This is a genomic window from Streptomyces sp. NPDC002935 (assembly GCF_040611295.1).
Classification (GTDB): Bacteria; Actinomycetota; Actinomycetes; order Streptomycetales; family Streptomycetaceae; genus Streptomyces.
Genome location: NZ_JBEXNW010000006.1, coordinates 159,045 through 177,011, shown reverse-complemented (window position 1 = coordinate 177,011; position 17,967 = coordinate 159,045). Strand labels below are relative to the sequence as shown.

General features: G+C 70.5%; 17 protein-coding genes. 6 read left to right on the top strand and 11 right to left on the bottom strand.

Annotation, left to right across the window (positions count from 1 at the left end; translation table 11 throughout):
* Positions 1-32: 32 nt before the first annotated feature.
* Positions 33-1,052, bottom strand: a complete 1,020-nt coding sequence (locus ABZX90_RS10275; protein ID WP_351132593.1) for an aldo/keto reductase — start codon at positions 1,050-1,052, stop codon at positions 33-35.
* 184 nt (positions 1,053-1,236) lie between these two features.
* Between ABZX90_RS10275 and ABZX90_RS10270 the strand changes: the two genes are divergently transcribed.
* Positions 1,237-1,827: a helix-turn-helix domain-containing protein gene (locus ABZX90_RS10270; protein ID WP_355203211.1), complete on the top strand. Its 591-nt coding sequence runs from the start codon at positions 1,237-1,239 to the stop codon at positions 1,825-1,827.
* Between the two features lie 94 nt (positions 1,828-1,921).
* Here ABZX90_RS10270 and ABZX90_RS10265 read toward each other — a convergent pair whose 3' ends face one another.
* Positions 1,922-3,379: a PucR family transcriptional regulator ligand-binding domain-containing protein gene (locus tag ABZX90_RS10265; protein WP_355203604.1), complete on the bottom strand. Its 1,458-nt coding sequence runs from the start codon at positions 3,377-3,379 to the stop codon at positions 1,922-1,924.
* Positions 3,380-3,480: 101 nt separating this feature from the next.
* Here ABZX90_RS10265 and ABZX90_RS10260 point away from each other — a divergent pair, with 101 nt between their 5' ends.
* The 3 genes from ABZX90_RS10260 (at position 3,481) to ABZX90_RS10250 (ending at position 6,948) form a co-directional block, all read left to right on the top strand.
* Positions 3,481-5,016, top strand: a complete 1,536-nt coding sequence (locus ABZX90_RS10260) for a cytosine permease (RefSeq protein WP_355203208.1) — start codon at positions 3,481-3,483, stop codon at positions 5,014-5,016.
* 74 nt (positions 5,017-5,090) lie between these two features.
* The gene (locus ABZX90_RS10255) at positions 5,091-5,492 is read left to right on the top strand and encodes a nuclear transport factor 2 family protein (RefSeq protein ID WP_355203205.1); all 402 of its coding nucleotides are present in this window, start codon (positions 5,091-5,093) and stop codon (positions 5,490-5,492) included.
* A gap of 16 nt (positions 5,493-5,508) precedes the next feature.
* Positions 5,509-6,948, top strand: coding sequence for a gamma-aminobutyraldehyde dehydrogenase (locus ABZX90_RS10250; RefSeq protein ID WP_351132586.1), 1,440 nt, complete (start codon positions 5,509-5,511; stop codon positions 6,946-6,948).
* A 76-nt stretch (positions 6,949-7,024) separates the two neighbouring features.
* Here ABZX90_RS10250 and ABZX90_RS10245 read toward each other — a convergent pair whose 3' ends face one another.
* Positions 7,025-7,801 carry a polysaccharide lyase family 7 protein gene (locus ABZX90_RS10245; RefSeq protein WP_351132584.1) on the bottom strand — a complete coding sequence of 259 codons (777 nt, stop codon included), beginning with the start codon at positions 7,799-7,801 and terminating at the stop codon, positions 7,025-7,027.
* Between the two features lie 317 nt (positions 7,802-8,118).
* Complete coding sequence (locus ABZX90_RS10240; RefSeq protein ID WP_355203201.1) at positions 8,119-9,171, bottom strand: hypothetical protein; 1,053 nt, start codon at positions 9,169-9,171, stop codon at positions 8,119-8,121.
* 377 nt (positions 9,172-9,548) lie between these two features.
* Between ABZX90_RS10240 and ABZX90_RS10235 the strand changes: the two genes are divergently transcribed.
* Positions 9,549-9,698 (top strand): hypothetical protein, encoded by a 150-nt coding sequence (locus ABZX90_RS10235; protein WP_351132580.1) that lies wholly within the window; start codon positions 9,549-9,551, stop codon positions 9,696-9,698.
* Between the two features lie 114 nt (positions 9,699-9,812).
* Here ABZX90_RS10235 and ABZX90_RS10230 read toward each other — a convergent pair whose 3' ends face one another.
* The 3 genes from ABZX90_RS10230 to ABZX90_RS10220 form a co-directional block, all read right to left on the bottom strand.
* Positions 9,813-11,162, bottom strand: coding sequence for a helix-turn-helix domain-containing protein (locus ABZX90_RS10230; protein ID WP_351132578.1), 1,350 nt, complete (start codon positions 11,160-11,162; stop codon positions 9,813-9,815).
* Positions 11,163-11,356: 194 nt separating this feature from the next.
* Positions 11,357-12,079 (bottom strand): HAD family hydrolase, encoded by a 723-nt coding sequence (locus ABZX90_RS10225; protein ID WP_351132576.1) that lies wholly within the window; start codon positions 12,077-12,079, stop codon positions 11,357-11,359.
* Positions 12,076-13,374, bottom strand: coding sequence for an MFS transporter (locus tag ABZX90_RS10220; RefSeq protein WP_351132574.1), 1,299 nt, complete (start codon positions 13,372-13,374; stop codon positions 12,076-12,078). Before ABZX90_RS10220 ends, ABZX90_RS10225 begins: the two co-directional genes overlap by 4 nt.
* Positions 13,375-13,519: 145 nt before the next feature.
* On the opposite strand from ABZX90_RS10220, the gene ABZX90_RS10215 reads away from it, so the two are divergent.
* Positions 13,520-14,446 carry a carbohydrate kinase family protein gene (locus ABZX90_RS10215; protein WP_355203196.1) on the top strand — a complete coding sequence of 309 codons (927 nt, stop codon included), beginning with the start codon at positions 13,520-13,522 and terminating at the stop codon, positions 14,444-14,446.
* Here the strand turns inward: ABZX90_RS10215 and ABZX90_RS10210 are convergent.
* The 4 genes from ABZX90_RS10210 to ABZX90_RS10195 are packed head-to-tail and all read right to left on the bottom strand — an operon-like array spanning position 14,433 to position 17,958.
* Positions 14,433-14,939, bottom strand: coding sequence for an NUDIX domain-containing protein (locus ABZX90_RS10210; protein WP_355203193.1), 507 nt, complete (start codon positions 14,937-14,939; stop codon positions 14,433-14,435). The genes ABZX90_RS10215 and ABZX90_RS10210 overlap by 14 nt on opposite strands.
* Positions 14,940-14,957: 18 nt before the next feature.
* Positions 14,958-16,223: a UbiD family decarboxylase gene (locus tag ABZX90_RS10205; protein WP_355203190.1), complete on the bottom strand. Its 1,266-nt coding sequence runs from the start codon at positions 16,221-16,223 to the stop codon at positions 14,958-14,960.
* Entirely contained in the window at positions 16,220-16,804 is a 585-nt protein-coding gene (locus ABZX90_RS10200) for a phosphoribosyltransferase family protein (RefSeq protein WP_351132566.1), read from the bottom strand. The genes ABZX90_RS10205 and ABZX90_RS10200 overlap by 4 nt, the downstream gene beginning before the upstream one ends.
* A complete protein-coding gene (locus ABZX90_RS10195) occupies positions 16,801-17,958 on the bottom strand; it encodes an IMP dehydrogenase (RefSeq protein ID WP_351132564.1) in 1,158 nt (385 codons plus the stop codon). The genes ABZX90_RS10200 and ABZX90_RS10195 overlap by 4 nt, the downstream gene beginning before the upstream one ends.
* Positions 17,959-17,967: the final 9 nt, after the last annotated feature.

Here is a 17,967-nt window from a genome sequence, read left to right as displayed (position 1 = left end):
GGAGCAACGGCGCGGAGGGCGACCCCGGGTGATCAGCGGCGTCGCCGCGACGGGTCGAGGAGCGCGGGCGGAGTGTCGAACTTCTCGTGGGCGGCGAGGTCGGTGCCGGGGGCGACGACCGCGTCGATCGCGTCGAGGACGTCGGTGGGGAGCACGGTGTCCGCGGCGGCGAGTTGCGCGTGCAGGTGGTCCGGCGTGCGGGGGCCGATGAGCGCGCTCGTCACGGCGGGGTGCGCGGTCACGAATCCGAGGGCGAGCTGGATCATGGTCAGACCGGCCTCGTCGGCCACCGCGGCCAGTCGCTCGACGGCGTCGAGCCTGGCCCGGTTGGAGGGGAGGGTGGTGTCGAAGCGTTGCGGCATGACCGTCGAGCGGTGAGTCGTGACGTCCAGGCCCTCGCGGACGGCGCCCGACAGCCAGCCCGAGGCCAGCGGGCTCCACACCAGCACACCGAGCCCGTACTGCTCGGTCACGGGCAGTACATGGGTCTCGATCCCCCGCTGCAGGATCGAGTAGCTGGGCTGTTCGGTCACGTAGCGGCTCAGGTGGTGTTCGCGGGCGGCCCACTGGGCCTGCACGAGGCGGTAGGCGGGGAAGGTCGAGGAGCCGAAGTAGCGGATCTTTCCCGCGCGTTGCAGGTCGGTCAGGGCCGACAGCGTCTCCTCGTCGCTGGTGTCCGGGTCCCACCGGTGGATCTGGTAGAGATCGACATGGTCGACGCCGAGACGGCGCAGGCTGTTGTCCAGCTCTGTGACCAGCCAGCGGCGCGAACCGCCCCGGTGGTTGCGCTCGTCGCCCATCGGCATGCCGGCCTTCGTGGCGAGCACGATGTCGTCGCGGCGGCCCGCGATGGCCTTGCCGACCATCTCCTCCGACTCGCCGTCGCCGTACATGTCGGCGGTGTCGATGAGGTTGACCCCGCCTTCGAGAGCGGCATCGACGATGGCGGTGGCCTCGTCCTGGCCGGTGCGCCCGATGCTGCCGAAGTTCATCGCGCCGAGCGCGAGGGAGCTGACCTGAACACCGGTGCGGCCCAAGGTGCGGTACTGCATGACCGTGACTCCTCCATTGCGGGTGAAGCGTGGTGGCGGCGTGGATTGGTTGCCTGGTCCCTGATCTGCCATCATGGGCAAACGGAACGCCGTCCCGTTTGACGATACGGAACACTGTCCCGCTTAGCAAGGCGATACGGGACACCGTTCCGTTTGGCGGCCGGGTCACGGAGGGAAGGGCGCGATGAACGACAGCGACGAGAGCGCGGGGCAGCCGGCCCGGCCCAGACGAGCCGATGCCCGGCGCAATCAGGAGACGCTGCTCGAAGCGGCCGCCGCGGTCTTCGCCACGTCAGGCGTGGAAGCGCCCGTACGCGACATCGCGGCCAGGGCAGGCGTCGGGACGGCCACGATCTACCGTCACTTCCCGACGCGGGCGGATCTCATCGTCGCCGTCTACCGGCACCAGGTCGAAGCCTGTGCCGAGGCGGGGCCGGCCCTGCTGAGGACCTGCGCATCCCCCCATGCCGCGCTGGCGCAATGGATCGACCTCTTCGTCGACTTCCTCGTCACCAAACACGGACTCGCCGCCGTTCTCCAGCCCGACAACACCGCCTTCGACGCCCTGCACTCCTACTTCCTCGACCGCCTTCTCCCCGTATGTACCCAACTCCTCGACGCCTCGGCCGTCTCCGGCGAGATCCGGCCCGGGCTGACGGCGTACGAACTGATGCGCGGCGTCGGCAACCTCTGCATCGGCGCCCACAACGACCAGCGCTACGACGCACGACGCCTGGTCGAACTCCTCATCGCGGGCCTGCGCCAACCCCACTGACCACGGCCCGGACAGCCGCCCGGGCCGACCACGAGCCCAAGCCCAGGTCGAATCGAGTTCGAGGCCGATCACGCCGAGCCGCCCACGGGCCCACTCAGTCGGTGAGGCCCAGAGCTCCCGCCGCCTGGATCGCCAGCCAGACCTCGGCCAGGGCCCCCGTCGACGTCAGATCACGGTCGGACAGAGCGCCGAAGCGGCGCAGCCGGTAGGCGAGGGTGTTGGGGTGGATGTGGAGGGCCGCCGCGGCCGTCTCGGTGCGGCGGTCCCGCTCCATCCAGGTACGGGCGGAGACCAGCAGCTGCGAGTCATGGGTCTCGTCGTAGCGCAGGACGTCACCGAGGACGTGCTCGACCAGCGCGCTCAGGACAGCGGGGTCGTCGGGCAGCCACCGGCCCGCGCCGTCGTCGCCGTAGTGGACGACGGGACGGCCCGACTCGACGGCTTTCGACACCGCCCAGAGCGCCTCGCGCTGGGCGACCTTGAGTGCGGCGCCCGGCCGGAAGGGGCGGCTGGTCCCGGCTGCCACCGCCGGGAGCTCACCGACGGCCGCCGCCAGCTCCGGCGCCCCGAGGACGTAACGGTCCTCGCCCCGGGTGAGGAGGAGATGAGGCCGGTCCTCCAGGCAGCGCAGCAGCGCCTCGTCGGTGGTGTGGCGCACGATGAGGAGGACGGTGTCGCCCTCGATCGCGTGCCGAGCGAGCCGGCGGCGGGCCGCCTCCGGGTCGAGCACCTCCTGCAGCAGTTCGGCGAGTGTCTCCGCGCCCTCGCGGCGCAGCGTCTCGCGCTCGTTGCGCACCATGGCCAGCCGTAGCGCCGCCACGGTGGCGATGTGCTGGACGACGGCGAGTCCCGCGGGCCGGGCGCCCGCGCGCTCGTACGCGACGAGGAAGCCGGCAGGGCCGCCGGGCGCCGGGACGGGGAGGACGAATCCGCCGGGAATCGTCGGCGGAGCGTCGACGGACGTGGGCAGGACGGCGGGATCCGGGACGGGGACCCCGGGCAGGAGCGGGCGGCCCTGAGGTGTGCAGAGGAGGACGTCGTAGCCCGACAGGCCTTCGAGCCGGCGCAGGAGTGTCGGGGTGTCGAGATCCTCCGTGACCAGCCAGCGCAGCGCGCCGAAGACCTGGAGCTGCGCGCCCAGCCGGTGCCGGGCCTCCTCCTGGGCCGAGGCGGCGACCTCCTGGGCCACGGCGATGAAGGGAACGGCGAGCGGCACTTCGAGGACCGGGAAGTCCCGCTCCTCCGCCGCCTGGAAGAACGCGTCGTGCAGCGGGGGCATGTGCAGCTGCGCGGAGAGCGCGAGACCGGATGCCCCGGCGTCGTCCAGCCGCTCCAGGTAGGCGCGCTGTTCGTCGGCGGTACGGGGGATCGCCAGGCCCGCGGTCATGATCACCTCGGCCCCCAGGAGCCACGGCGTCGGATCGACGAGCTCGCTGGCGTGCGCCCAGGAGACGGACCGGTCCAGACCGCCGCCCGCCTTCAGCGTGAGCTGCAGGGCCGGGGAGGAGAGCAGGTCCTGGATGGTGAGTTTGTTGCTGGCCACAAATGACATCGTACGCATCTGTGATGGACACCATTGTCGCAGGTCACCGGGGGCCCCACACTGTGGAGGCCACCGATTTGAACGGTGCACTAACGGACACTGGAGGGCCCGTGACGACCTCGGTCACCGAAATCGAGACATATGGCGTCGAGCGAATCCCAGATGAGGACCGCACGGCCCGGCCGATCGACCTGTTCCGGCTCGCATTCGGCGGTGCCAACACCTTCGCGACCTGTGTGCTGGGCGCCTTCCCGATCCTCTTCGGCCTCTCCTTCTGGCAGGGGCTCGCGGCGACCGTCCTCGGCCTGGTCGCGGGTGCGCTGCTGCTGGCCCCGATGGCACTGTTCGGCCCCGCAAACGGCACGAACAACGCCGTCTCCTCCTCCGCGCACCTGGGCGTGCACGGGCGGGTCGTCGGCTCCTTCCTCTCCCTGCTCACCGCCATCGCGTTCTTCTCGATCTCGGTGTGGTCCTCGGGAGACGCGCTCGTCGGAGGCGCGCACCGGCTCGTGAACCTCCCCGAGTCGGACGTCACCTACGGCATCGCGTACGCGATCTTCGGCGGACTCGTGCTCGTCGTGTGCATCTACGGGTTCCGCTTCATGCTGCTGGTCAACAAGATCGCGGTGCTGGCGGCCTCGGCCCTCTTCGTGCTCGGCGCGTTCGCGTTCGCCGGTGACTTCGACCCCGGATACGCGGGCGCCTTCGCCTCGACCGCCGACCCGCTGTTCTGGCCGTCCTTCATCGGCGCCGCGCTGATCGTGCTCTCCAACCCGGTCTCCTTCGGCGCGTTCCTCGGTGACTGGTCGCGCTACATCCCCGCGAACACCCCGCGCCGCCGGGTGATGGGCGCCGCGTTCCTCGCCCAGATCGCCACCCTGCTTCCATTCGTCTTCGGCCTGGCCACGGCGTCGATCATCGCGACGAAGGCCGCGAAGTACGTCGACCCGGCCGCCCCGAACTACGTGGGCGGACTGCTGGCGATCTCCCCCGGCTGGTATTTCCTGCCGCTCTGCCTGATCGCCCTGATCGGCGGCCTGTCCACCGGCACGACGTCCCTGTACGGCACGGGGCTGGACTTCGCCAGCGTCTTCCCGCGCTTCAACCGCGTCCAGGCCACCTTCTTCATCGGTGTCCTGTCCATCGGATTCATCTTCCTCGGCCGCTTCGCACTCAACCTCACGCAGTCCATCTCCACCTTCGCCACGCTGATCATCACCTGCACCGCGCCGTGGATGGTCGTCATGGCGCTCGGCTACGTCACACGGCGCGGCTGGTACGACGCCGAGGCACTGCAGGTCTTCAACCGGCGTCAGCGCGGTGGCCGCTACTGGTTCGCGCACGGCTGGAACTGGCGCGGCATGGGCACCTGGATCGTCAGCGCCGTCGTGGCCCTCCTCTTCACCAACCTGCCGGGCCAGTTCGTCGGCCCGCTGGGCAACCTCGCGAACGGCGCGGACATCTCGCTGCCGGTGGGCCTCGGTCTGGCGGTCGTGCTCTACCTCGCCGCGCTCGCCCTGTTCCCCGAGCCGCGCGCCGTGTACGGGCCCGCCGGCCCCCGCTTCGTCGGAGCGACCGACGCCGACATCGCGCCGATCACCGGTGGCACCGAGGAGCAGACCCCCGAGCCCGCCGCGGCTCTCTGAGTCCTCACCGTCACCGACACCCCCGACTGGGCGCCCGGTCCTGACCGCCGGGCGCCCCTGACCAGGAGCAGCGCATGAGCACCACCACCGTGCAGGAAGTCCGGACCGCCGCGGACGCGCTCGTCGCCGCTTTCGCCGAGGGCCGCCTCGACGACTACTTCGGGGCCTTCGCGCCGGACGCGACGTTCGTTTTCCACAGCACGCCGCAGCGGCTCGGCTCCACTGCCGAGTACCGCGCCCTGTGGCAGCAGTGGGTGGAACAGGACGGCTTCCGCATCCTCGGGTGCACCTCGTCCGCGCAGCTGATCCAGCCCTTCGGCGACACGGCCGTCTTCAGCCACGACGTGGAGACCCGAGTCGCCACCAACGCCGGCGAGGAGACGGTCCACGAGCGGGAGACCATCGTCTTCGCCCGCTCCGCGGACGGCGCCTGGGCGGCCGTCCACGAGCACCTGTCCGCCCGTACCACCGCCTGACCAGGAGAGACGTTCCATGAGCAGCACGTTCCGCAACTACATCGACGGTGCTTTCGCGGACGCCGCGGACGGCCGGACGCTCGATGTGGTGGACCCCACCACCGGTGATGTCTACGCGACCTCCCCGCTCTCGGGGGCGGCCGATGTCGACGCGGCGATGGCGGCAGCGGCCGCGGCGTTCCCCGTCTGGCGTGACGCGACTCCGTCCGTGCGGCAGCGGGCGCTGCTGAAGATCGCCGACGTGATGGAGGCACGGGCCGAGGAGCTGGTCGCCGCGGAGAGCCGGGACACCGGTAAGCCGCTGCATCTGACCCTCAGTGAGGAACTCGCCCCCGCGATCGATCAGGTCCGCTTCTTCGCGGGCGCGGCCCGGATGCTGGAGGGCCGCTCGGCCGGCGAGTACATGGAGGGGATGACCTCGATCATCCGCCGCGAGCCGGTCGGTGTGTGCGCACAGGTCGCGCCGTGGAACTACCCCCTGCTGATGGCGGTGTGGAAGTTCGCCCCGGCGCTCGCGGCGGGCAACGCGGTGGTCCTCAAGCCCTCGGACACCACTCCGGCCTCCACCGTGCTGATGGCCGAGATCATCGGCGGTGTCCTGGAGGAGCTGGGCCTGCCCCAGGGGATCTTCAACGTGGTCTGCGGCGACCGTGAGACCGGCCGCCTGATGGTGGAGCACCCGACCCCGGCGATGGCCTCCATCACCGGTTCGGTCCGTGCCGGCATCCAGGTCGCCCAGAGCGCGGCCAAGGACGTCAAGCGGGTCCACCTGGAGCTCGGCGGCAAGGCCCCGGCCGTGGTCTTCGAGGACGCCGACCTGGCGAAGGCGGTCGAGGACCTGGTGGTCGGCGGCTTCTTCAACGCCGGTCAGGACTGCACGGCCGCGACCCGCGTCCTGGTCCACGAGTCGGTCCACGACGAGTTCGTCGCCGCCCTCGCCAAGGCCGCGGCCGAGACGAGGACCGGTCAGCCGGACGACGAGGACGTGCTGTACGGACCGCTCAACAACGCGGGCCAGCTCGCCCAGGTCAGCGGCTTCATCGAGCGCCTGCCCGAGCACGCGAGGGTCGAGGCCGGCGGTCACCGGGTCGGTGACAAGGGCTACTTCTACGCCCCGACCGTCGTCTCGGGCCTGAAGCAGGACGACGAGATCATCCAGAACGAGGTCTTCGGCCCGGTCATGACCGTCCAGTCGTTCACGGACGAGGCCCAGGCCGTTCAGTACGCCAACGGTGTCGACTACGCGCTGGCCTCCTCGGTGTGGACCAAGGACCACGCGCGGGCCATGCGGATGTCGAAGAACCTCGACTTCGGCTGCGTGTGGATCAACACCCACATGGCACTCGTCGCCGAGATGCCGCACGGCGGGTTCAAGAAGTCCGGCTACGGCAAGGACCTCTCCGCGTACGGCTTCGAGGACTACACCCGGATCAAGCACGTCATGACGTCGCTCTGACCGAGCGTTCCCTGCGGCAGAGGGGTGAGCGCGGCGTCTTCGCCGTGCTCACCCCTCTGCCGCAGGGACCGGCCCGTCAGCCGTGCGAGACGTTCAGCCCGTAGAACGCGACGCGCGCGCCCTTCGTCGTGCTGTCGGAGGACGACTGGTTGTACGAGCCGGCCTTGAAGTACTGCTTGTACGGGAAGAACGACGACGGAATCGGGTAGTGCGTGGTGCTGCCGTTGACCGTCAGGTCGATGGTGTTGCCGCCGGAGACGGCGATCGTGTACGTCCACGTCTTGCCGACCGCCACATGCCCGACGGTGTGGGGTGTCTGACCGCCCGACGGTGAGTTCTCGGTGCCGACGACGATGTCGCCGCTGGAGCGGTAGTACAGCTCCACCAGCGGTTTGGTGGATGATCCGCCGGTGCCGAGGTGGATCTGACCGACGCACACGTTGGAGGTCACCGACACCACCCGCAGCGTCGCGCTCAGCCGGTGGCTGCCGCTCAGTGACCAGTTCGCCGCGCTGCCGCTGCGGTTCATTTCCCGCAGTTCGGAGCGGGCGTACGAGGAGTTCGGCGTCGTGACGCCCTTCTCGGGCGCCCAGAAGGTCATCGCGCCGTCGCGGGTGTCCGTGTAGAAGTACGCGTCCTGGTAGCCGTTCGCGCCCTGCAGCCGGGACGAGGAGATGGTGGTGGGCGAGCCCGGGGAGCCCACGGGCTCCTGCAGTTGCCAGACGGAGAGGTCGAAGTTGCCGCCGGGCGCGACATTCGGGTCGGCGGCGCCCGCGCCGCCGGTGCCGAGGACGGTCGCTGCGACGACGACGCCCGCGACGGTGGCCGTCGTCAGAAGGCTGGAACGGGTCATGTTGACGTCCTTCGCTGATCGTGGGGGACGGAAGGCGTTCCGCGGGTCCGGTGTGAACCGGTCCGCCCGGTGATGGCGGCGTCCCTCCTGGCGATCGTCCGGACCAGACGGCAAGGGACCCACTGTTCATGTGAGTGAACAACGCGTTCACCTGTGAACCTGCGTGTGCCGTGACGCTAAAGGTCTGAACCAGCGCCGTCAAGAGGTCGCGTGCCTGGCCGCCCTGGAATCAGGGGACTTGAGACCGGGGGACCGCGAAATCAGGGGGCCTCGGAAATCGCGGCCAGCCCCCGCCGACCGGCCGGCCGAACCGTGCGTCAGCCGCCCCGTCGACCCGACGCGCGCTCCGACGACCGCTCCCCCAGCGTCCACCGGGCCAACTCCCGGCTCGGGACGACGATCCCGTCGTCGGCCAGCCACGTCACCAACAGCCCCAGCGGCGCGCCGTGTTCGGACATCAGCACAGCCAGGGCACGGGCCGCGTCATCACCGGGCGGACGGTGCAGCACGGTGCGCACATAGCGCTGTCGCGCCCTGCCCACCGCCCGACCGAACCGCACCCGTTCGGCATGCAGCCGTCGGCGTGACAGGGGCGCGTCGCAGACGGGGAATCCCGCGACGCCACCGAACACTTCGGCCGCCCGGCACACCATGTCGTCGAGAAAGTCCAGGGGCACGTGTCCCGTGATCAGCCGGGTGAACTGGGCTGTGACGAGCCGCCGTACGACGTGGCCGGCGCCTCGGGGACCGGGCACGACCCCGAGCCCGAGGAGCAGCGCCAGCGATCGGGCGGCATGCGCGGCCGCGTCGGCCGCGTCATCACCCAAACGGCCGGCGACCCACTCCCGCAGCTCCGCCATGTCCGGGAACCCGGTCGCACCGCCGCCCGCCCTCGCGGCCGCCGCGACACCCTCGGCCCTGACCAACAGGCCGAGGCAGCCTTGGTGACGGTGCGTCAGGTCGAGTTCGGCCAGGGGCAGCAGGCGGCCACAGAGGCAGCCTGGGGAGCAGTCGGGGGAACAGTCCGCGCCGAGGTCGTACAGCAGCCGGACGAGGACCGGGCCACCGCCCTCGGGACCGCCGCTCTCGCGGACGACCACCGGAACACCGCACGCCGCGAGGGACTTGGCGATTCCCGTCGCCCGGCCGCACCCGGCCTCGTCACCCTCGACGAGGCCGACGAGGCCGGCCGCGTCGACTCCGGCCGCGCGGAGCATCCCGAGGACGTCGCCGAAAATTCGCTGGTATCCGTGTTCGCGCGAGAAGGCCACGGCCGTGACGCACTCGACGGAGCCGGGAGTCTGCGGCCCGAAGGGATTGATGCCGTGCGGGTGGACGCACCACTGGGACATCACGGCGGGCGAAGCCATGGCGAGCCCTCCTCTCCGAGGCCAGTTCCACCATCGGTGCGGGTGCGCGAGCGCGGTCGCCTCGTCCGCCCCGGCGACCGGTCCCGCGGGCACCCGCGCATATCCGTGATCCACCAGGTAATCGGCGGCGAACGTATCCGAGCATCCTGCAAACGACCCCATGACATCAATAATGACAGGTGTCATGACAGCAGTCATGCCCGGAGCCATCTCCCGAAGGAAGTCGGCCCTCACGGCGAGAATCAGTCGGTCGATAGGTCGGCATCAGGTAACAAAACGCCCCAAAACCGAGGCATGACTCGACCCTTGACAGGCTGAGTCAAGTTTCACATGATTAGGTCGCTCGCCGACAAGATCATCAAAAAAGGGGATCCCCAATGCTTCGCAAGCGCATCGTTGCCGCCGCTATCGCCATTGCCTTCACCGCTCTCGGCTTCGCGTCAACGAACGGCGTCGCCACCGCCGCCGCGCCCACCGCCGCCGCGCAGACGCAGACCCCCCTGATCGGCTTCCCGCCCTGCTGCTGAGCCTGCCCACGCACAAAAAAGTGTTCTTGCCGGGCGGGCGCTGCGCGTCCGCCCGGCAAGAACACTCCGCGATGAGGGGAACCACTCCCCCGCGCCCCGCGTACGGGGCCGGCCCTACACCGAACGCTGCCCCTTCAGGAGCGGCCCTCTGGCCCGGTCCGAGGACTGGTAGCCCAGACACCGCATACCTTCGCGGTACGCCTTGACCGCGCGCTCGGCCTCGCCCTGGGCGTCGAGGAACTCCGCGAGCTCGGTCCACACCCGGGCCGCCTGCCGGCCGGCGCCCGAAGCCTCCAGGCTCAGCGCCGCCCGCTCGTACGCCTGCCGCGCTCTCGCCGCGTCACCCTGCGCACTGCGGGCCGCCCCCAGGATCAGCGTTGCCCGTGCCGCCTCCAGACGATGCCCGTCCCCCAGCCCCCGCAGCGCCTCCAGCGCACAGCTCTCGGCCTCCTCCGGCTCGGCGAGCAGCAGCGCCACCCGCGCGAGTTCGGTCTGGCAGTACGCCATGTCCACATCGCCACCGATGCGCCGGAAGGACTCCACCGCTTCGGTGAGCAGTCCGCGTGCCTCGACCGGCTGCGGCGGGTCGGCCTGCAGCAACACCGCCGCGTGGGCCGTACGGAGCCGGGCGACCGCCCGCTCGTTGTCGCTCTCGGCGTACAGCGCCTGGGCGCGCTGCACCAGGCGCAGCGCGTCCGAGGTGCGGCCGGCTTCGTACGCGACCATGCTCGCGTTCCAGTAGGCGGCGCCCAGCGCCTTGCGGTTGTCCAGCGCCGAAGCCCGCTCGACGGCCATCTCCGCCAAGTAGCTCGCCCGGTGGATGTCGCCGCGTTCGCAGTACAGGCCGACGATCGTGGAGATCAGCTCGATGCCCTCGGGGCTGGGAACCAGGTCCAACTGCTCGAGCACGGCGAGCGCCTGCTCGCCTACGTCGATCGCCCGCCCGAGGTCGCCGAGTTCGCGGTAGCAGCGGCAGACCGCGATGAGCACCGCGGTCCTGTCCACCCGCTCCGCCGCGGCTCCGTCGGGCCAGGTGCGCAGACGCTCGTAGAGACGTACGGCCTCTTCCAGCTTTCCGGATCGCTCCAGCCCCTGGGCGAGTCCCCATGTGGCGCCGACCGTCAGACCCGGGTTGCCGGAGGACCCGATCCTTTCCAGGAGTGCCGAGAAGCGCTCGACGGCGTGCTTGGCATCGCCGTTGGCCAGCGCCAGCTCGGCGTACCGCACCTCCAGCTCCAGCTCGTCGTCCTGCTGGCGGCCGAGATAGGACAGCAGCTCGGACTCGGGACACTTGAGCTTGACCGCGAGCTTCGAGACGACCTCGGGTGACGGAATCCGCTTGCCGGCCTCAACCAGGGAGACATAACTGGGTGAGATGCCGTCGCCGGCCAACTGTGCCTGCGACAGCCCCTGCTGGCGCCGGAGCGCACGGATTCTCCCCCCGAGGGACTGATGGTCCGCCATCACTACCTCTATCCATATCGATGGAATCTATTTTAGCATTACACCAAACGAGACGGACAGGTCAACAAGATTTGTCACTAAAGTGACCGATTGAGCGCGAAAGCCTCACTGCCCGTAATAGGCCGTGCAACTCGAGTTACTTTACCCCCAGTGCGCTGGGAATCACGCTCGGTACAACTTCTATTGACCATTGGTCAGGATGTCCGTGCTCTGCCGTTCCATTCGTCCACCACGGCCGGAATGTCCTTGAGCGTCGCCACGACCGCGTCCGGCTCGCCGCCCCGAGCACCCAGTTCCTCGGACGGAATGGAGCTGTGCGGCACCAGGATCGTACGCATCCCGGCCTCCCTGGCCCCGTACACGTCCTCGAAGAGCCGGTCGCCGACGAACACGCACTCGGCCGGCGAGTCCGCGCCGAGCTGCTCGACGACGGCCGCGAAGATCTCCGGATGCGGCTTGGTCCAGGCGACCTCACTGGAGTAGACGGCCGCGTCGAGAAGTCCCAGCACCCCGTCCCGGTCGAAGATCTCCTCGTGCCACTCGGCCGGCCACAGGGTGTTGGAGAGCACGCCGATCCCGTAACCACGCTCACGCAGCCCCACCAGCATCTCCGAGCCGTCCGGGTCGAGCAGCGTGTGCGCTTCCCATGCCTGCCGGTAGGCGGCGAGAGCCCGCGGCCCGGGCGTCACCCCGGCCCGTTCGAAGACCTCGTCGAGAGTGGCCGAGCTCTGCGTTTCGCGGCAGCGGGCCATCAGCTCCCGTTCCGCGGCGAACAACCGGTCCGCGACACCCGCCGCCTCGTCTGCGGCGACCCCGTCGATGGCTTCGGCGGCCGCCCGCCAGATGCCCGGCAGATCCACGGTGTGCCAAGGGGTGAGCGTGCCCGCCCAGTCGAACACCACATATTTGACGGTCACGCCGACTTCTCCTTCTGTTCTTCCTGGCTGTTCCGGCCGTTCTGGCCGTCCTGGCCGTTCTCGATTTCGCTGTCCTTCGGGTACGCCTTCTCCCGCACCCCCAGCTGCAACAGCACGAGCCCTCCCACGCATCCCGCGAGCAGACAAGGCCCGACGGCCCACCAGCCGTCGGCCGCCGTCACCGCGAGCCCTACCAGCGGCGGCGCCGCGAGCGCGCCGATGCTGCCGAACTGGGCGACCAGGCCATTGGCGGCCCCCAGATCCGAACCGGCCCGTACGGTCAGGGGAATCGCGGCGAACACACAGGCCACCACCAGCTCGTTGGCGAGCGCGATCACCAGGGCGCTGCCCACCGAGACCCCGAGCCCGCCCGCCCCCGCGAAGGCGGTGAGGGCTCCGGCCGGCATCAACAGGGCGACCAGGAACAGGTACTTGACGCCGACCCCCCTGACCAGCAGCCAGCTCGCGAGGAAACCGCCCGCCACCCCGACCAGAGAGACCGTTCCGGTGAGCGTGCCGGCCGCCCCGGCGGCAAGCCCGAACTCCTCGTGCAGATAGGCAGGGTAGAGGGTGACGACGGTGACGATCGACCCGCTGATCGTGGCGAATCCCGCGCCCAGCGCGGCGGGCCTGGCCAGCCGTGCGATCCGGGCACCGGGCCTGACGGCCGCCGGTGTCCCGGAGGCCTCCCCGCCGTCCGGCTTCCCGGCCGTCGACTCGCCCCGTGCGCGCGGCAGCCGGGTCATCGCCACGGCGACGAGCAGCGTTCCGGCCGCGGTGAGCATGAGCCAACTCTGCCAGTCCAGCCGGCTCGAGAGCAGCCCGCCCGCGAACGATCCGAGCGCGAGCCCCACCGGCATGAAGGTGCCCCAGATCGCCAGCGCCCCGGTCAGTCTGCGGCCGTCGCCGAGGGCGAACAGCAGCACTGGCGCGACGATCACCACGACCACATATCCGACGCTCTCCACGAGGCGCCCGCCCAGCATGGCGGCGAACGTTTCGGTACGGGCGCAGAAGAGCCCCGCGAGCCCCATCAGGACGAGCCCGGCGATCAGCATCCGGCGCGGGTCGAGCGGCCGGATCAGGTAACTGACGAACACTCCGAGAACGGCCGCGACAAAGGTCACCAGCGAGGCGATCAAGGCTACTTGGGCGAGAGAAAGATGAAGATCCGCACGGAGCGCGACAGATACCGGTGATATCTTTCCCATGCTGGTGGCGGCGGTGACGCCCGCCAGGTAAATGAGAGCGAACTTCCACCAGAACGCGCGTGCCTCGCGCCTTTCGAAGCTCACTTCCCCGCGTTCATCCCCGCGTTCATCCCCGCGTTCTGGCCGGTGTCCCTCTGGGACCGGATCGATTTCTCCGTCGCCGAACGCGACTTCGTTCTCCGCTGCCATGAAGCCCTACCCCATCCTGAAACTGTCGGAGGTCTGTCCTGTGAGCACGCAATTCGGCTACGACGTCGGCGATCCCGTTGGGGCCGCGTGCGACGTGGTGGTACTCGGGTCGCTCGTCATGGACCGCAAGTACTTCGCGGCGGGGACGTTCGCGGCGGCACTGCCGGTCTGGGGCGTGCAGCGCCAGCACGGCGGCGTAGGACGCAATGTCGCGGTCAACACCGCCCGGCTCGGCGGCCGTACCGCGTTCGCGGGCCTGTCCGGGTTCGGGCAGGACGCCGTCGATCTGGAGGCTGAGCTGAGTGGGCTCGGCGTGCACCTCGAAGTCCTGCGCACCGCAGCCGGCATAGGGCGCTTCGACGTGCTGCTCGACGAGCGGGGCCGCCAGATCACGTCGACGATCGAGCTCCCGGACCCCGCGGCCGCCAAGGCATTGTGCGGGCCCGACCTGGGCGCCGTCATCGGCCGGGCGAAGGCGGTGGTGGCCGAGGGCGGCCTCGACGAGGACGTGCTCGCCTGGGTGTCGCGAGAGGCCCGGCGGAACGCGATACCGATGTGCTGCATGCCCACGCGCCAGGCCGACTTCGGGCCGCGTGCCCAGTTGCTCGGGCTGTACGACGTACTCGTGCTCAACGCGAAGGAGGCCGCGCCCCTCACCGGCCGGCCGGGCGAGCCCGCCGAACAGGCCGAGCGGCTTCTCCTGCGGGGGCCGCGGGTGGTCGTGGTGACCGCCGGGGCGGACGGCGCCGCGGTGGCCTCGGCGGAACGGCCGACGGCCGTGACGCTGCCCGCCGAGGCCGGGCCCTGCACGGACGACACCGGGGCCGGCGACGCGCTGGCCTCGGCCTTCCTGCTCGCGCTCGTGAACGGCGCGAGCCCCCGGGCCGCGTTGACCCGAGGGCTGCGTGCGGCCCGGCTGACCATCGGCTGCCGGGAGAGCACCTGCCAAGCGCTCACGGCGCGATGAAGCGGGTGGTGGAGGACACCCGGTGCGCGTGCATCGTGATGCCGTCCGCCGCCAGCGCCCGCTCGACGGTCTCGTCGTCGTAGGCGGCGAGCCCGGCGTCGGTGAGGATCCGCAGGTCCGTCGAGTGCATGGGAATGTCCTCGACACGGGCCTGGCGGATCTCGCCGACGTTGTCGCCCGAGAAGCCCTCGGGCATCTCGTAGGCGCTGTCCGCGAGGAACGCGAACATCAGCAGGTGGTAGCCGCCCTGCTCCCACTTGCCGGTGAACTCGTATACGGCGAACAGCGAGCAAGACCGTACGGCTATCCCGGTCTCCTCGCGAGCCTCCCGCAGGGCGGCTGCCGCGGCGGCCTCGCCGGGCTCGATGCCGCCGCCCGGCAGCAGCCAGTTGTCAGCGTACGGGCCCTTGAGCTGGCGGATGAACGTCACGGTCCCGCCGGGGCCGGGGATGACCAGCAGGGCGGCGGGCAGTGCGCGTGCGAATCGTTCCATGGGGTGTGCGGTCCTCGTTCAGTACTCGGTCGGCCAGCCGTCCGGCGGGATCACCAGGGCGAGCCCGATGCGTTCGCCCTCGACCTTGCCCTTGCGGTAGTACGGCTCGGCCTGCGTGGTGAAGCCGTATGTGGCCAGGGCCTGGCCGGGGTTGGCGAGGTCCGGGCCGGCGATGATCACCTTGGAGCGTACGTCGAACACCATCGCCTCTCGCACGAGCTCCTGGCTCGGCTGGTCCGTCTCGATGTACGCGACGAACTCGCCCCGCGCCTTGATCGAATAGCGTACGGACCTGATCGGGTACCCGAGGCCGCGCAGGTGCGCGTACATCAGGTACTCGTTCTGGAAGCTCATCAGGGTCAGGCCCGACTCGCCGCCCGCCACGATCGTCGGCCAGGGCGCGCCGGGCGTAGCCTCGACCGAGGTCACCGTGAGCACATTGCTGCGCCGCGCCTCGGCGTAGTAGCCCTTGAACTCGCCGAACGGGCCCTCGACTTCGTCCCGCGCCTCCACGTGGCCGGAGACGACGTGGGTGGCGTCGTCCGGCACGGGCGGGGTCCCGCCGACGCCGAGCGGGCGTCCGAGGAGTCGGGAGGCGATCGCGTAGTCGTCTCCCTCGGCGGGCAGCCGGGAGGCGGCGACCACGGTGATCGCCGGATCGGCGCCCAGGAAGATCGAGACGGGCATGGGGCGGCCCGTCTCGTGCCAGGCGAGCATGTTGCGGTGACCGTCGGTGCGCGGGTCCAGGAAGATGCGCGCCTCGCCGGGGCCGACCACCTGGATCCGGTAGAAGCCCATGTTGACGCCGCTGCCGTCCGGCCGTGACGTCACCCCGACACCCGCCGTGATGTACGGTCCCGCGTCGCCCGGACGATGCTGGAGGATCGGCAAGTCGTCGAGCAGGCCGGGAAGTTGCTGACGGAGGACCGGTCCCGCGCCGGCGGGCGACGGGGCCGGGGCGGGCGACGCGAGCCGCCGCGCCATCTCGTCCAGGTGCTTCTCCTCCGTCGTGGCGAGCGCCGCCAGCAGTACGGCCCGGGGGTAGGGGTGGCACAGCACGCTGCTTCCCGGCCGCTCGGCGATGTCGGTGAACACCACCGTGGGCCGGGCACCGTGCGCCTTCTCGATGTCGGCGAGGGTGCGTGCCGCCTCGACGCGGCTGCTGATCCGGCGGTCGTACGTGTAGAGGTCGACCGCGTCGTAGCAGGCGGGCAGGCCGAGCCCGGCGGCGGAAGCCGCCGGGCTCAGCCCACTGCCCTCGAATCCGGGCCTGGACGCGGTCATGTGCGCACCCTCGGCTCACGGGGAAAGGGCCGGCATTTGTCGAGGGACTCACGCGTCGTCTCCCAGGGGAAGACGATCCAGTCGTCGATGACTGCTGGGCAGAAGTCCGGTACATAGGCGCTGAGATGGTTGCGCACCACCGCGGCGAACCGCACGTCGTCCCCGGCGATCCCCTGCTCGGCCAGGAACGCGAGCACCACGTCGGCGGTCGCCCCGGTGCCGACGATGTCGTCGACCACCAGGATCTTGTCTCCCGGCTTCAGCGCCAGGCCCGCGGAGGCCTCGATGACGGGCCGCTGCTTGGCCGCGTACCGGCTGTCGTCGGCGGTCCTGCGCACCCGCACGGTGTGCATGACCTGCACGTCCAACGCACAGGTCAGGTACCCGGCGGCGGTGAGCCCGCCACGCGCCACCGCCAGGACGGCGTCCGGAACGAAGCCCTCGGCACGCACCTCGTCGGCGATGTCGTCGGTGAGCTGCCCGAAACCCGCCCAGTCCAGCAGGTAGGCGCCCTGCCGGGACCACATCCCGGGCTGCTCGCCCGCCACACCCGGCTGCTCCGTGAGCGCTGCCTGACTCATCCTCGTACCGCCTTCGCGATGTGGTCCGTGTCGATCTGCACCGAACGCTCGCGGGCGTGCGGCACGTTCTCCGCCCGTCCCGCGCTGGTCACCCGGATGAACTCGGCGGTCGCGCGGAAGGCGTCCAGGTCACGCGCCCCGGAGTAGCTCATCGCCGACTGCACGCCGCCGGTGAGTGCCCGCAGGGTGCGGGCGAGCGGCCCGGAGGCGGGGAAGGTCGCCTCGACGCCCTCGGGGACGTAGTCGTCGACCTCCTCCTGGGTGACCTTGCCGCCGGCGGCCTTGCGCAGGGTCAGTTCCATGCCGAGGGACACGAATCCGTTGCTGACGCGATAGTGGCGGCCGTCCCGTTCCACCGGGGTGGCCTCGCTCTCGTCGGCGCCCGCGAGCGCCGAGCCGAGCATCACCGCGTGGGCGCCCGCGGCGAGGGACTTGGCGATGTCGCCGGACTGGCGGATGCCGCCGTCGGCGATGATCGTCACGCCGGCCGTCTCGGCCGCGGCCGCGCAGTCCAGGACAGCCGTGAGCTGGGGCACTCCGGTCCCCGCCACGAGGCGGGTGGTGCAGACGCCGCCGGGGCCGATGCCGACCTTCACCGACTGGGCCCCCGCCGCCGCCAGGTCGCGTACGCCCGCCGGCGTGGCCACGTTGCCCGCGATCAGCGGGATCTCCGGATATGAGGCCCGCAACTCCTCGACCACGGCGATGACTTGATCGCTGTGTCCGTGGGCGACGTCGACGAGGAGGATGTCCACGCCGTGCGCGACGAGTTCGGCGGCGCGCTCCCGCCAGTCGCCCGTGACACCGACGGCGCCGCCGACGAGCAGGCGCCCGTCCGCGGCGACCGTGGCCTTCTCGGCCTGCTTGGTGGAGAGCTCCACGGACTTGACCGCGTCGAGTTGCTTGATCTGCTGCTCGACGGTCTGCATCCGGTGCAGGATGCCGAGGCCGCCCTGGAGTGCCATCGCGGCGGCCATCCGGTCGCCGGTGCACCACTGGGTGTTGGCTGAGATGATCGGCACCCGCAGCCGTACGCCCGGCACCAGTTCGGAGCTGGTGTCGGCCTGCCGGCGGCTGGTCAGCGAGGTGCGCCGGGGCACGAACAGGACGTCGTCGAAGCTCAGTCCGGTACGGGCCGGTTCGGTGATCCGCATGAGTGTCTC